This window comes from Methylobacterium sp. A52T, assembly GCF_053346095.1.
This window is the reverse complement of sequence record NZ_JBKFBI010000004.1, coordinates 63,042-76,551: the sequence shown is the minus strand read 5'-3', so window position 1 is coordinate 76,551 and position 13,510 is coordinate 63,042. Positions and strand designations below refer to the sequence as shown.

The following is a 13,510-nucleotide window of genomic DNA, read 5'->3' as shown; positions in this document are numbered from 1 at the left end:
CCCCTAGCGCAGGACAGGGCAAGTCAGGGACAGCCGCAAGAACAAATCGATTGTTGGCTAGAGCGCCTCGAATAAATAGCCAATCACCTTTATTTGACCGCAGACAAGGTCATCTAAAGTCGGCCTGGAAATAAATATTAAGACTTTCCTGGCAAAGAGTAGGCTGCTTGGTGGGCTGCCGGTGAGGGCGGGAAGCCGGTCCAGGCTCATCCCCTTCGTGCCCGTGCGGCCGCCTGACCGCCTGCCCTCCGGCAGGCGCCGTGGCGGACGCGCGGGGTGCCCCGCCTGGGACCAGATCATGCGCCTTCACCTAACCGTCAAAGCGTCGCTCCTCTCCGCCTTTGGCCTCCTCGCGCTTCTCTGCGCCGGTCAGGCTGTTCTCATGACCCTCACGCTCTCAGGCATCCGAGCCGATGTCACGGGCGTCGCCACGAACTGGCTCCCCTCCGTCGTGGCGATCACCAACATCCGCGCCGCCGCCTCGGAGGTGCGCATCAAGCAGTTGCGCACGCTGACCCTGTCCGGCAGTCCCGAGCAGCGGATTGAGAATGCGCGGCAGATCGACGAGGCCGTCGTGGCGCTCGCCGCCGCCCGGAAGGCCTACGAGCCGCTGATCTCCTCGGCCGAGGAGCGGGCGCTGTACGCCGCGTTCGGCGCCACCTGGGAGCGCTACCAGACCGTCGGCCGCGAGGCAGCCCGCTTGGCGGAGGCGGGCCAGAGCGCCGAGGGTGTCCGGCTCATGGCCGAACCGGCCAACATCGATCTCTACAATGCGGCCCGCGACAAGCTGGCCCAGGACGTCGCCCTGAACGAGCGCGGCGCGCACGTGGATGCCGACAGCGCCATGGCGGCGACCGAGTCCGCGACCCTGACGGCCTATCTCTTCATCGCGCTGAGCGTGCTCGCGGCCTGCGGCGCGGCCGCTTTCGTGCTGCTGCGCGTCTCGCGTCCGATCCAGGCGATGACGGGCGTGATGACCGGCCTGGCCGCGGGCGACACGGGCGGCGAGGTTCCATACCGCGCGCGCCGCGACGAGGTCGGTGCGATGGCGGCGGCCGTGCAGGTGTTCAAGGACAACCTGATCCGCACCCGGCAGCTTGAGGCGGAGACCGCACAAGCGCGCTTGGCCGCCGAGGAGCAGCGCAAGGCCGGCATGCGGCAGATGGCAGACAGCTTCGAGGCCGCGGTCGGTGGCATCATCGGCACGGTATCGTCATCGGCGACGGAGCTTCAGGCCACGGCCGGCGCGATGAGCGGCACTGCGGCCGAGACGGCCGCACAGTCGACAGCCGTCGCCGCCGCTGCGGAGGAAGCGGCCAGCAATGTCGGCACGGTCGCGGCGGCGGCCGAGGAACTCGGTTCCTCCGTCCAAGAGATCGGCCGGCAGGTGGACGGCTCGGCGGCCATCGCGCGGCAGGCTGTGGCCGAGGCCGACCAGACGGGTGCCCTGGTGCTCGAACTGAGCGGAGCCGTCGAGCGGATCGGCGACGTGGTCGGGCTGATCTCCTCGATAGCCGGCCAGACCAACCTGCTGGCCCTCAACGCTACCATCGAGGCGGCGCGCGCCGGCGAGGCCGGCAAGGGCTTCGCCGTCGTGGCGTCCGAGGTGAAGGAACTGGCTGGCCAGACGGCTCGGGCGACCCAGGAGATCTCGGGTCAGATCGGGCGGATCCAGGCGTCGACCGACCAGGCCGTGTCGGCGATCGGCGGCATCACGCAGCGGATCCGCGACATCAGCGCCACCGCCACCTCGATCGCCGCGGCGGTGGAGCAGCAGGGCGCAGCCACGCAGGAGATCGTGCGCAACGTCGCCCAGGCGGCGGCTGGAACCGGCGAAGTGACCGGCAACATCGCCGGCGTGGCGAGCGCGGCGGAGGACACCGGTGCGGCAGCGAGCCAAGTGCTTGGGGCAGCGTCGGAACTCTCGCGCCAGTCCGAACACCTGACGGCCGAGGTCGGACGCTTCCTCGCCACCGTTCGCGCGGCCTGACATCAACCCTCGCACGTCCGCTTCCGCTTCTTTTCAAGCGGAAGCGGACCGGCGGTAATCCACCCCAAGCGGCGGGTCCGAAAGCGACGTAACGCAGTCGCTCAAGCGCGGCCGCTAATTTCCCGAAAGCAGACGAATTTTCAGTCTCCACTATGGTGAAGATGCGCTCATCTGTTTCAATGAAAGATCGGTGTTCGACCAAGGAAATCGGACATCGATCATTCACGCTTCTAAAAAGTTGGTTAGGCGATACTTGTCCAGGCCTCCAAAATCGGATGAGGGCGTGACGAGCGGTCTCCGTCCCGAGTGGACGGGTCGAGGAGCAGGCAGGTCGTGCTGGCGATGGCGCACAGGCGATCCATCCCATCGGTGAGCCTCGCCTCGACCACGGCCTGCCGCCGCCCGACATGCACGATCTCGCCCACCGCGGTGAGGGGCCCGGACGAGGTTGTCACCGCGCGGAGGTAGTTCACCTTGATCTCCAGCGTGGTGTAGCCGCTGCCCTTGGGCAGCGTGGAATGCGCGGCGCATCCCATCACGCTGTCCAGCAGCGACGCGATCGCCCCGCCGTGGACGGACCCGAGGGGATTGTAGTGGAACTCCTCCGGCATCATCCGCATCGTCACCCGACCGTGGTCGGCTGAGACGAGCTCGATGCCCAGCAGGGCGACCAGCGGCGGAGGCGGGACCATTCCGGTCCTGAGCGCCCGCAGGTAGGCGAGGCCGTCGAGGCCTCGACCCGCCTCCGCCACCTGCGCGGGATCGGACCATTCCACCACACGGCGACGAAGCGGTGCGGCGGTCTCGGCGACGTCAATGGACATGGAAGTGAGATCCCCTCGGCGATACGGATGCCGTCCGTCGCGTAACGATGCGTGGGTGGGCAGGACCGACAACGGGGCGCAGGACGGATCTCGACCCGCGATCTCCATCCTGCGCCGAGCCGACGATCCCATCGAGTCCGTCGATCACGGGACCTGCGGGAGGCGCATCTCCTTGCGGAAGCTCTTGTCGAAGGCGGTGGCCGGCACGAAGCGGCGCAGCAGGCTGACCTGTCTCGCCTTGGGGCCCGCTGTGTAACGGCGCTTCGGGCTCGTCGCCGTGGCGGCTTCGACGATGACCTTCGCCACGACCTCGGGCGCGTCGGCGGACTTCATGACCTCGCTCAGGAACCGGTCCCGACCGGCGCGCTCCGCCTCGTAGATGCCGAGCGGCGCGTCGGGGCGCACGAGGTTCCGGTCGAAGGCCGTCCGGGTGAAGGCGGGCTCGACGAGCACGATCCGGATCCCTTGCCCACGAACCTCGTGGTCCAGCGACTCGGAGTAGCCTTCGACGGCGTGCTTGCTGGCGCCGTAGAGCGCCATGTAGGGAGCCGGGATCAGGCCCTGGACAGAGCTGACGTTGACGATCCGGCCGCCTTTCTGCGCGCGCATCAGGGGCAGCACGGCGCGGGTCGTCCGGATGACGCCGAACAGGTTCACGTCGAACATGGCCTGCGCCTGCGAGACCGACGATTCCTCGGCCGCGCCGTTGATGCCGAAGCCGGCGTTGTTCACGAGGAGGTCGATCCTCCCCGTCTCGCCGAAGACGGTCTCGACCATCGCAGTGACCGATCTCTCATCGGTCACATCGCAGACGATGGTGGACATGCCGCCGTCCACGGCCGGCGAAACCTTCCGGCTGGTTCCGAACACTCGATAGCCTGCTGCCAGCAGGGCCTTCGCGGTCGCAAGCCCGATGCCGGACGATGCCCCGGTGACCACTGCGGTCTTGATGCTGCCCTTGCTCATGTCGCCCTCCCGTCCGAGCGGCACAACGTCCGCCGCGACTCATAATAAATTACTATCATAATGTTTAATGGCAAGCTGGATCTCAGGAAGCCGCCAACTGGGCGCTCGCGGCTTCCCGCTTCCGGCGATGCCCGGATCGCATCCTGGTCGAGATCAGTAGGAAGGCGCCTGCAAGCGCGCGCCCCAAACGTTGATCATCCGGGGGGGCTCGACCGACGCGACGGCCTCAGATCCCGCAGCGCGTCCGGTGTTGTCTGACACATACGCACGCCGAGGGGCGTTCGAACGAACCACTCGCTGCCGATAGGCGGCGGGCGAAGAGACTTGCGACCGGGCAGAAGGGACATCGAATGCTCGCCCCGACCTTTCGAAGGCGTGGCCCTCCTGAGCGACGACGGGGGTAGCGAGGCCGACGACGAACGCGGCGGCGGTGACGATCGAACGAATGGTCATGACAATTCTCCTCATCACGGGGGCGGTTGGCTCGGCCGATCCTTCTCGGCCGGCACTTCAGTCCGCCTAGAAACATTGATATCAACGTATCGTTGGGTGTCATGTGCGGAGGCGCACATGAGTTGATATCAACTGTCATTCGGCGCCATGGACGATGTGCCGGGCCGCTGGGCCTGATCGCCAGCTTACCGTATAGAGTTGGTATCAACCTTCCTGCAGGTTTGACGATGACTGGAAACCGCCCCCTTACACCCGCGATGGCCGCATCGGTGGAACGGACGTGCCTCAGCTTCGCGGCGCAGAGGGCTGCCCGCACCCTAGGGCGCCGCTACGACGCGGCCCTTCGGCCGACGGGGCTTTCGAACTGGCAGTTCACGCTGCTCATGATGCTGCTGCGCGAGGAGCCGCCGACCATCGGCACGCTGGCGCAGCATCTGGCCACGGATCGCACCACCATCACGGCCAACATAAAGCCGCTGGAGCGACGTGGGTTCGTGACCGTTCAGAGCGACGCATCGGATGCGCGCGTCCGTCGGGTCACGCTCAGCGAGGATGGCCGCGAGCTCCTTTCCGAAGCATATCCGCTGTGGCAGCGCGTCCAGGACGACGTGGCCCGGCAACTCCCCGACCTCGATCAGGAAGCCTTCCGGGCGGCCGCAGCAGCCCTGTCGGCTTGAGCTTGGCAGGGCCGCCGCGTGAGACGCTCACAATGCCGGGCGGTACGCCTGGGCGTGCCGCCTGACAAACTCGACGATGCCGAGAGCTGGAGAGCCGGTGACCCGCTCCACATCCGACGTCAGCCGGTCATAGCGGTTCTCGCGTATGAGGAGCGCCATCGTCGCCAAGTGAGAGAGCACGTGCGGGCTAAACGCACCGCTATCCGCCAACGCCTTCCGCCAAGGCTCGAACGGCACGTCCACGTAGGTGATTGCCTGGTGCAGGGCCTCGGAAAATTCGCCGGCGATCTCCGTCATGGGCTGCGAGCGTGGGCCGGTCAGCTCATAGATCTCGCCGACATGCCCCTCGGGTGCTTCCAGCACGGTCGCGATGACCCGCGCGACATCGTCGCTCGCGATCGGTGAGACCTTGCCGCCCCCGAACGGGAGACGGATCTGTCGATGCTGACGGATCGATTGCATCGACAGTCGAAGAAAGAACGTATTGAGAAAAGCGGTCGGACGGACGGTCACGACCGGTAACCCGGACCAATCCAGGGCCTGCTCCGCAAGCCAATGCAGCTTCTGTTGTGGGCTGTCCGTCGTCGAAATTATTCCCATCTGCGACACGGTCATCTGTGAAATGTTCACGAATGCCTTGACTTGATGCTGTTTGGCGACGGCGGCCGTGTTGATCGTCGCCTCAAGATAGGCGGGCGACACGCTCATTCCGAAGTAGACGCGGTCGCAGCCTTCCATCGCGCGTTGCGCGGCATGAAGGTCGCACAGGTCGCCGACCGCGATCTCTACGCCCCGGTCCGCGAGCCTGTCGGACCGGTCATCTTCCTGGCGGACCATCGCCCTGACCTTGCATCCCCGATCCGCCAAGAGCTCGCAGACGGCAGAGCCGACCGCGCCGCCGCCACCGGTCACCAAGATCGTGCCCGCCATCGCTTTTCCTCCGTGCATTCCTCGGACAGGGGTGCGGACGCAGTTCGCCTCGGAGGCGTCAGGCCCGATCGGTCATATCCGCGTCGCAGAACTCGTCTCAGCGTGTCGAACCAGCGGCAGCCGTGAGGCTCTGCGGAACGGGTGATGTGCTCGGTGCGGGTCCCGCCAGGAACATCCGGCCGGTCGCGAAGGCGACCGCATTGACGAGGCCCATGACGACGAAGCCGGCCGAGAGGGCGATGAACATCCCGGCCAAGCCGAGCCCGAGCCTCGCCGCGATCCAGGCTCCGCCCAGGGCCACGGCCATCCGAAGGACGCTCGCGGCGAGCGGCCAGCCGACGCGGCCGGCCCCCTGGGCCGCGAAGTAGAGGGCTAGGCCGGCCCCGAAGAACCCGTAGAACGGTCCGACCACGCGCAGGTAGGTCGAGCCGGTGGCGAGCATCGCCGGATCGTCGCCGAACAGGCCGAGCCATGCGGCGGGATGGAGAGCGGCCGTGAGGCCGATGGCTTCCGTCAGGACACCCGCCACGAGGGCGCCGGTCAGCGCAGCCTGGCGGGCGCGCACATGCATCCCGGCTCCGAGGGCGGTCCCGACGAGGGCGGCGATCGGCGAGCCGAGCCCGAACACCAGGGGCACCAACAGGTACTCCAGCCTCGCGCCGGTGCCGTACCCCGCCACCGCCGCCGGTCCCGCCGTCCCGACGAAGCCGGTTGCGGCGATGACGATGACGTTGGAGGTCATGCTGGCGATGCCGGAGAGCAGGCCGACGCGCAGGATCTCGCGGGACGGCGCCCAGGTCAGTCTCGGCGGACGCCGGCTCGGGCGCAGGACACCCCGGCCGGACCAGATGTAGAAGGCGAAGACCGCGGTGCCGACGGCGTAGTAGGCCGCGAAGGCGACGCCTCCGCCCACGACACCGAGACGGGGAAACGGGCCCCAGCCGAAGATCAGCGCGGGCGAGAGCGGGATCAACACGACGGCCCCGGCGCAGGTGACGCCGGCCGGGAGCGCCATGTTGCCTGTCCCGCGGATCACCGCCGCCAGCGCGTTGAACAGCCAGATCAGGATGGCTGCACCGAACACGACGGTCGCGTAGGCCATCGCGGCCTGAAGCGAGGCCCCCGTACCGCCCATCGCGGCGTAGAGGCGCGGTCCCAAGGGCAAGGCGAGTAGGCTGGTCACGATGCCGAGGCCGAGGCCGATGGCGGCAGCGTGCCACGCGAGGAGACCCGCTGCGTCCTGTCGACCGGCTCCGAGCGTGCGCGACACCGCGGACTGGATGCCGCCGCCCATGCCGCCCGCGGACAGCATCTGGACGAGCATGACCAGCGGGAAGACGAGCGCCATCCCGGCGAGGGCGTCGGTGCCAAGTTCGGCGACGAAGTAGGTCTCGATCAGGCCGATGGAGGTCTGGACCACCATCACGAGAATGTTGGGCACGGCCATCCGGGCCAACGTCGGCACGAGAGGGGCCGTGAGAAGTCGGCGGGTCCTGATGTCCATGAGGGTTTCCTCGTCCGTGACCTCGTCGGCGACCGGCTATTCGATGCCCACGGAGCGCAAGTGGAAGGCCGGGCCCTCTCGTCCGGCCTCGGATTGCTTGGACAGGAGTCCTAGCTGGCCCTCGGAGACCCAGATCCTGTCGCCGGCGACCGTCACGCCGGTAGGCCCGGCGAACTGCCTGATAGGCTCGATCTTCGCACCGTTCCCGGAGACCGTGACGCGGCTCAGGGCACCGCTCCCCTCGACCATCAGGAACCCGTCCTTGTAGGCCTTGAGCCCGTCCGGAAACTTCAGGGGGCGCGTCGTTTCGAGTTTGCTTACCCCACCGGCGACACCTCGATTCATTCCGATCCGGAACAGCTCGCCGCCCATGAAGGTGTTGACGTAGAGGTTGCCGTCGCTGCCGAAGGCGATGCCGTCGAGCCCCTTGCCGAGCGCCTCGTTCTCGACGAGGACCTCGAACTCCGTGGCGCCGGGTTTGAGCCGAAGGATCTGAGGGGCGAAGGTGTTCGTGACGTAGAGCGAGCCGTCGCCGTCGAGAGCCATGTCGTTCGCGAGCGCCTTGCCGCCCGGCAGCCTGACGCTGGTCTTCATGGCACCGGTCGCGACGTCGAAAGCCTTGACCCAAGTCCCCTCCGTGGCGGTCGGCCCCTTGACCCCGAGGGCCGTCGCGTCGTTCGAGGCAACCCACAGCACGCCTCTCTTGGGATCGGCCAGCAGGCCGAAAGTCGACCGAGTTCCGTGGTCACCGGGCTTCAGGAACTGGGACACGACGGCCCCGTCGCCATCGACCTTCAGGACGCCGCCATCCGCGATGCTGCTCACGAAGAGCGCGCCATTCGCGTCCGACGTCACGCTCTCCGGGAAACGGCTGCTGTCTGGCAGCCGCACGCTCGTCGACCCGTCGGAGGCGAGAGCCGGGAAGCCGAAGGTGGCGATTGCCAGCGAAAGCCTCACCGCGCGGTGGAGGCGATTGCCGCCACGCAGTGAGCGACGTGAAGTTTCCATGGCCCGCTCCTCGTGCATGGCCCGTCGTTCGAGCGTCGAACCCAAATCGGCATCGGCCAATAAAAATTATGCTTGTAATTTATTTAGGCAAGGTGATGCGGTCAACGACAATCCTGCCGCGGTCGAACGATTTTAGACGAAAGGCACGATGACGGAACGTCTCAGCCGGCGATGGTGCTGCGTGCCGCCTTCAGCAGCTCGTCGGCCAAGGCCTCGTCGTCGACGCCGCGGGAAAGCACCACCGCACCGACCATGGTCGACAAGGCGATCAGCGATTTCTGTCTGCGCCGTTCCTTCGAGGACTTGGGCAGGCGGTCGGCGATGAGGCCGGCGAGCCCCTTCACGGCGTGCGTGAACCGCGAGCGAAGGACGCTCCCGGCGGGCTCTCGCGCGATGTCGTTCGCCAGTGCCGCCACGGGGCATCCCCTTCCGGGCGCGCGCACGTGACCGATGGACAGGTAGTTCTCGACGAAGGCGTCGAGGTTCGCCTCGTATTCGTCGCGGATCGCGGCGTCGAACGCCTCGGCCGTGAGGGCGTCCTTGCTGGCGAACTGCCCGTAGAAGCCGCCATGGGTCAGGCCGGCCGCCGCCATGATATCCACGACGCCGATCCCGTTCAGGCCACGTTCCCGGAACAGGGAAGACGCGACCTCGACCACGCGCTCCCGGTTGAGCTTGGCTTGTTCCTGGGAAACCCTGGGCATGACCCGCTTCCTCGACGTCTAAGTCCCCAATATATATGCCTAGCATCATATATGAAGGGATACGCCGGGGACCAGTGGACGATCCGACGAGGGTTCAACGTGGGATCAGCGACGTCGCACGGATGTCGACCCCGCGGGCCCTATGCGCCCAACGTGACGCCCAGAGAGGTTTCCCGGTGAAGGGCCGGGCTCAGGCGGATCAAATCAGCTTGTACCTCATCAGCTGCAGCACCGCTTCGATCTGCTTCGCCGGGCGCGGCCTCGCCTGGAAGCGAAGGATTTCGATCGGTGACCAGGGTGCACCGCGGTTCGTCCTAAGTCCCGCCGCGTTCAAGGCGTCGGCGAGCCTCCCCGGTTCGGTTATCCCGTTCGCCCGAAAGCGGTCGATCATGATGCAGGTGCGGGCAGAGTTTTCGAGCCTGTTTGTGGCGTGGTTGGACATGGCTCTCGACTTCGGCGTGATGCGTCAGAGAATGCGGCCCCGCGCGCCCATCCGGGATGGGCGCGCGACCTCCCTTGTCGTTGGGATCGGCGGTCCGATCCTAGTATTTCCGGACGAGCGGTGACGGGATGGGCGCGGCAGGTGCGGCCGTGTACAGCGGCGCGATGATCCTGAACCAGCCGTCCGTCGAATAGTTGTCCCGGGTACGGCCCAGGGCGTTGGTGTAGGTTGCGCCGGTGACCACGTCGCGCGCGACGTAGACCTGGGCGATGAATGGCCCGAAGTCGTAGCCGATCAGGCCGCCGATCGCGAAGCGGCCGCGATTGCCTGCCGCCGCGCTGAACTGGCTGATATCGAAGTTGTAGGTTCCATAGGCGACCGGGCCGATCTCGAACTTGCCGAACTTTTTCGTCGCGGTGAGATCGAAGTTCAGCGCGTCGGAAAGGCGGAGCGGCCCGATGGCGGCGCCCACCTGGCCGGGGAAGCGGCCGGGCGAATCGTAGATGTTGGCGGTCAGGTTGGCCGTGATGTCCCAGCCGTCGCCCGTGTAGCTGCCGGCTACGCCGAAGCGATAGGTGTTGGAGGAGAGCTGGGGCAGGACTGGCGTGCCGACGGGACTGATGCCGTAAGGTGAGGCCGCGTTCGGGGCGAAGCCGCCCGTGTAGAGTGATCCGCGGTCGCCGTTGAGGTCGTTCAGGTACACGCCGCCGAGCAGGCTGACGCCGAAGTTGCTGCCCAGATCCCAGGCAAGGACGCCGGCGATGAAGGTGCCGACGTTGATCGAGATGTCCTTGTTGCCCTGGCCCGCAGGGTTGCGCGTGAAGGCGAAGACCGTCGGGGCGGCCAGCAGGAATTCGGCCCGGGCGTCGAACACCTTCCAGGGCGTGGACCAGACGAGAAGCGGCACGTTGACCGACGTGTCGGGCGAGAACCGTTGGTCCGTGCGCCGGAAGGTGAAGGTGTTGATCGCATAGATGCCTTCCGGCAGAGGTGCGCCGGCGGCCAAGCCGACCTGCTCGCCCGGAACGGTCGTGGTCTGCGCGGAGGCGCCGGTCGCAGCCAGACCGACGGACATCATCACCGCGGTTGCGGCGAGCCATCTCTTCGACATCACTGTATTCCTTCCCAATAGAACCGGCGCACGGCATCGTAGGCCGCAGCAGAACTGCTTCTGTCGGACATTGCGTCTGCTGCTCGATCCGGCGAGATTCGAGACGGAAGCTACCTTCGATCAAAGCTCGGGTGAGATATATAGCTAACTGGATGCCGAGAGCATTGTCTAATTTCGTGTCACTTCCTTGATCGGATATAAAAGCCACATATACGTGGCATGTGCCTACGGTTTGAGCGGCGCACCAATATGTGGCCCTCCAAGAGTACGACGATGCTCAAAGCGTCTCGGCCGCACGTCTCAGGAAGGAACGCGCGTCGTCGTGTTCGCCGGCGACGTCCTTCTCCATCCACAGTGCGAAGACGCCGGCGATCTCAAGGATCTTTCGGCGGACCAGCAGATCGGCTTGCGCCCTGTCCATCAGGGCCGGATCTGTCTGGACCTCGCCGGAGAGCGTCGCGTCCCCGCTCATGAACGTGAACCGGTAACGTCCCCGGTGTCCCCGCTTCATGACGAAGTGGGGCATCGCGCCCGGAACCGAACGAGTCATATCGAACCACTCCGCTTCGCAAACTGCCGGGGATCAGTCAGGCCGACGGGCCAGGGATCGGACGGAACGGGCCCGTCGGCTACGGGAACCCGCCCTCGGGCACGGGGAGATCCGGTCGAACGAGAACTGGAAGGGCTTGCGTCCCGACGATGTCATCGTCCGCAGCCTCTACGAAAGCGCCCGACTTCCGGACGCCGATCCTGAAGGCGTACCGCCGGGCTCAGTTCGAAGGGCCCCGCCTCAGGACGATGCTGGCGTTGACGCCGCCAAACCCAAAACCATTCGACAACCCGTACTCGACGGAGGTTCGGCGAGCCTCAGGGCCGATGAGGTCCATCCCCAAGGCCGCCTCGTCAGGCTCGGTGAGATTGAGGGTCGGAGGCAGGATGCCCTCGCGAAGCGCCAGTATGGTGATGATCGCCTCCAGAGCGCCGGCGGCTCCAAGCAGGTGCCCGGTCGCGGACTTCGTCGAGGAGACCGCGGGGCCCTTCTCGCCGAAGACCGACCTCAGGGCGGCGAGTTCGCCGGCATCGCCGACCGTGGTCGCGGTGGCATGAGCGTTCACGTAGCCGATGTCCGAGGGCTCGAGCCCCGCCATCGCCAGGGCGGCGACGATCGCTCGGCGCGCGCCGCCGCCGTCCGGAGGACCCGCGGTCAGGTGAAAGGCATCGGCGCTGGTGCCGTATCCGACGACCTCCGCGAGCGGGGCCGCGCCGCGGGCCTCGGCGTGCGCCAGGGTCTCCAGCACGAGGATTCCCGCGCCCTCTCCCATGACGAAGCCGTCGCGACGTCGGTCGAAGGGCCGGGAGGCGGCCGACGGCGTGTCGTTGAAGCCGGTCGACAGGCTGCGGGCGGCCGCGAAGCCGCCGAGCGCGACCCGGGTGATGCAGGCCTCGGCTCCACCACAGACGACGACGTCGGCCTCGCCACTTCGGATGAGGCGCATCCCGTCGCCGATGGCCTGCACGCTCGCGGCGCAGGCCGTGACCGGCGCACCGAGCGGCCCCTTGAAGCCGTATCGGATCGAGACGTGCCCGGCCGCCAGGTTGACGAGAAAGGCCGGCACGGTGAACGGCGACAGGCGCGGGGCGCCTCGCATGCGCACCGTTTCCAAGGCGTCGATGATCGTTTGGAAACCACCGATGCCGGAGGCGATGATGGTGGCGGTCCGGTCGCGTTCGGCCTCGCCCGTAGGCAACCATCCGGACTGTTTCAGAGCCTGGTCCGCGGCGACGAGCGCGAACTGGATGAACCTGTCCATCTTCCGGCGGTCTTTGACCGGGATGAGGTCATCCGTGTCGAACCCGTCCGGGCTCTCCTCCCGGGACGCGACGATGCCCGCCACCTTGGCGTCGATATCCGGGACGATGTCCTCCGGCAGTCGCCCGAGGCCAGACTGCGAGGTGACGAGGCGTTGCCACATCCCCTCGACGCTGCAGCCCAGCGGAGAAACGACTCCCATCCCGGTGACCACGATGGGGTCACGCATCGGCCTTCTCCATACGATTGTGAGGGTGCAGGCCGGGAAGACGCGGGTTCATTCGGCCCACGCGCTGAAACCCCGGCTCCGTCCGACGAGGGCCGCGAGCGCTCATCCGTGGGCGCCTACGCCCTTGACCTGGACGGAGGCCCTGGCCGCCTGGATCAATTCGCGAGCAAGGGAAGAATCGTCGACCGCCCTGGCCAGCACGACCCCGCCGACCAGGGTCGCGAGGTTCGCCAGCGATTTCTGCCTCCGGCGAACGTTGGACGTCCGAGGAATCAATTCGGCGAGGAGTTCGACGAGACGCTCCACCCCTTGCGAGAAGTGGGTTCTAATCGGGCTGCCGGGCGGCTCACGCGCGACGTCGTTGGCGAGGGCGGCCAGCGGGCAGCCCCTCCCCGGAGCGTCGATGTGCCCGAGGGAAAGGTAGTTCGCGATGAGGGCGTCCAGCTTGCCGCGATGCTCTTCCGCGAGGGCCGCATCGAATGCCTCGACCGCCAACGCGTCCTTGCTGGCGAACTGCCCGTAGAACCCACCGTGGGTGAGCCTTGCGGCGGCCATGATGTCGGCGACGCCGACGCCGTGGAGTCCTCGCTCTCGGAACAGGGAGGATGCGACCTCCACGACCCGCTGGCGGTTGAGCTTGGCTTGTTCTTGCGAGACCTTCGGCATCCTACGATCCTTCGCGTCCCTGTGATCAGCTTAAAGTCTGACCATAATTTATATAAGCGTTGCTCGGGTACCGGACGCAGCGCTGGTCCCGATCGTCCCCCGGCGCTAGGGCTGGGCAGTCGACCGGCCTGCGTGAGGGGGCGGATCGCAGGCCGGTCGAGGCACCGCGCGCTCGGATGAGAGGCGCGCGATCTCG

13 protein-coding genes are annotated in these 13,510 nt (G+C 66.9%); 2 read left to right on the top strand and 11 right to left on the bottom strand.

All coding sequences use genetic code 11. The annotated features are described in order from the left end of the window. Positions 1-298 precede the first annotated feature (298 nt). On the top strand, positions 299-1,990 hold the full coding sequence (locus tag ACLBYE_RS02355; protein WP_447692917.1) for a methyl-accepting chemotaxis protein: 1,692 nt from the start codon (positions 299-301) through the stop codon (positions 1,988-1,990). Positions 1,991-2,232: 242 nt separating this feature from the next. Here ACLBYE_RS02355 and ACLBYE_RS02350 read toward each other — a convergent pair whose 3' ends face one another. Both ACLBYE_RS02350 and ACLBYE_RS02345 read right to left on the bottom strand, forming a co-directional pair. Further along, entirely contained in the window at positions 2,233-2,814 is a 582-nt protein-coding gene (locus ACLBYE_RS02350) for a PaaI family thioesterase (RefSeq protein ID WP_447692885.1), read from the bottom strand. 144 nt (positions 2,815-2,958) lie between these two features. After that, on the bottom strand, positions 2,959-3,780 hold the full coding sequence (locus ACLBYE_RS02345; RefSeq protein WP_447692884.1) for an oxidoreductase: 822 nt from the start codon (positions 3,778-3,780) through the stop codon (positions 2,959-2,961). Between the two features lie 710 nt (positions 3,781-4,490). Here ACLBYE_RS02345 and ACLBYE_RS02340 point away from each other — a divergent pair. Beyond that, positions 4,491-4,910, top strand: coding sequence for a MarR family winged helix-turn-helix transcriptional regulator (locus tag ACLBYE_RS02340; RefSeq protein ID WP_447692883.1), 420 nt, complete (start codon positions 4,491-4,493; stop codon positions 4,908-4,910). A 27-nt stretch (positions 4,911-4,937) separates the two neighbouring features. On the opposite strand, the gene ACLBYE_RS02335 is transcribed toward ACLBYE_RS02340, so the two are convergent. The 9 genes from ACLBYE_RS02335 to ACLBYE_RS02295 all read right to left on the bottom strand — a co-directional run bounded on the left by ACLBYE_RS02335 (position 4,938) and on the right by ACLBYE_RS02295 (position 13,314). Next, positions 4,938-5,840 carry an NAD(P)H-binding protein gene (locus ACLBYE_RS02335; RefSeq protein WP_447692882.1) on the bottom strand — a complete coding sequence of 301 codons (903 nt, stop codon included), beginning with the start codon at positions 5,838-5,840 and terminating at the stop codon, positions 4,938-4,940. A 97-nt stretch (positions 5,841-5,937) separates the two neighbouring features. Continuing rightward, entirely contained in the window at positions 5,938-7,344 is a 1,407-nt protein-coding gene (locus tag ACLBYE_RS02330) for an MATE family efflux transporter (protein WP_447692881.1), read from the bottom strand. Positions 7,345-7,380: 36 nt separating this feature from the next. Continuing rightward, positions 7,381-8,412: a Vgb family protein gene (locus tag ACLBYE_RS02325; protein WP_447692880.1), complete on the bottom strand. Its 1,032-nt coding sequence runs from the start codon at positions 8,410-8,412 to the stop codon at positions 7,381-7,383. A 101-nt stretch (positions 8,413-8,513) separates the two neighbouring features. Further along, entirely contained in the window at positions 8,514-9,056 is a 543-nt protein-coding gene (locus ACLBYE_RS02320; RefSeq protein WP_447692879.1) for a TetR/AcrR family transcriptional regulator, read from the bottom strand. A gap of 199 nt (positions 9,057-9,255) precedes the next feature. Continuing rightward, positions 9,256-9,498, bottom strand: coding sequence for a hypothetical protein (locus ACLBYE_RS02315; protein WP_447692878.1), 243 nt, complete (start codon positions 9,496-9,498; stop codon positions 9,256-9,258). Between the two features lie 100 nt (positions 9,499-9,598). After that, positions 9,599-10,609: a transporter gene (locus ACLBYE_RS02310; RefSeq protein ID WP_447692877.1), complete on the bottom strand. Its 1,011-nt coding sequence runs from the start codon at positions 10,607-10,609 to the stop codon at positions 9,599-9,601. Positions 10,610-10,886: 277 nt separating this feature from the next. Then, positions 10,887-11,135 (bottom strand): hypothetical protein, encoded by a 249-nt coding sequence (locus ACLBYE_RS02305; RefSeq protein WP_447692876.1) that lies wholly within the window; start codon positions 11,133-11,135, stop codon positions 10,887-10,889. A gap of 244 nt (positions 11,136-11,379) precedes the next feature. After that, complete coding sequence (gene fabF / locus ACLBYE_RS02300) at positions 11,380-12,648, bottom strand: beta-ketoacyl-ACP synthase II (protein WP_447692875.1); 1,269 nt, start codon at positions 12,646-12,648, stop codon at positions 11,380-11,382. A 102-nt stretch (positions 12,649-12,750) separates the two neighbouring features. After that, positions 12,751-13,314, bottom strand: coding sequence for a TetR/AcrR family transcriptional regulator (locus ACLBYE_RS02295; protein WP_447692874.1), 564 nt, complete (start codon positions 13,312-13,314; stop codon positions 12,751-12,753). Between the last annotated feature and the right edge of the window lie 196 nt (positions 13,315-13,510).

Bases quoted from the DNA above. Each gene is read 5' to 3' on its own strand.
- ACLBYE_RS02355 (WP_447692917.1), top strand. From the start codon at position 299: ATGCGCCTTCACCTAACCGTCAAAGCGTCGCTCCTCTCCGCCTTTGGC.
- ACLBYE_RS02350 (WP_447692885.1), bottom strand. From the start codon at position 2,814: ATGTCCATTGACGTCGCCGAGACCGCCGCACCGCTTCGTCGCCGTGTG.
- ACLBYE_RS02345 (WP_447692884.1), bottom strand. From the start codon at position 3,780: ATGAGCAAGGGCAGCATCAAGACCGCAGTGGTCACCGGGGCATCGTCC.
- ACLBYE_RS02340 (WP_447692883.1), top strand. From the start codon at position 4,491: ATGGCCGCATCGGTGGAACGGACGTGCCTCAGCTTCGCGGCGCAGAGG.
- ACLBYE_RS02335 (WP_447692882.1), bottom strand. From the start codon at position 5,840: ATGGCGGGCACGATCTTGGTGACCGGTGGCGGCGGCGCGGTCGGCTCT.
- ACLBYE_RS02330 (WP_447692881.1), bottom strand. From the start codon at position 7,344: ATGGACATCAGGACCCGCCGACTTCTCACGGCCCCTCTCGTGCCGACG.
- ACLBYE_RS02320 (WP_447692879.1), bottom strand. From the start codon at position 9,056: ATGCCCAGGGTTTCCCAGGAACAAGCCAAGCTCAACCGGGAGCGCGTG.
- ACLBYE_RS02315 (WP_447692878.1), bottom strand. From the start codon at position 9,498: ATGTCCAACCACGCCACAAACAGGCTCGAAAACTCTGCCCGCACCTGC.
- ACLBYE_RS02310 (WP_447692877.1), bottom strand. From the start codon at position 10,609: ATGTCGAAGAGATGGCTCGCCGCAACCGCGGTGATGATGTCCGTCGGT.
- ACLBYE_RS02305 (WP_447692876.1), bottom strand. From the start codon at position 11,135: ATGCCCCACTTCGTCATGAAGCGGGGACACCGGGGACGTTACCGGTTC.
- fabF (WP_447692875.1), bottom strand. From the start codon at position 12,648: ATGCGTGACCCCATCGTGGTCACCGGGATGGGAGTCGTTTCTCCGCTG.
- ACLBYE_RS02295 (WP_447692874.1), bottom strand. From the start codon at position 13,314: ATGCCGAAGGTCTCGCAAGAACAAGCCAAGCTCAACCGCCAGCGGGTC.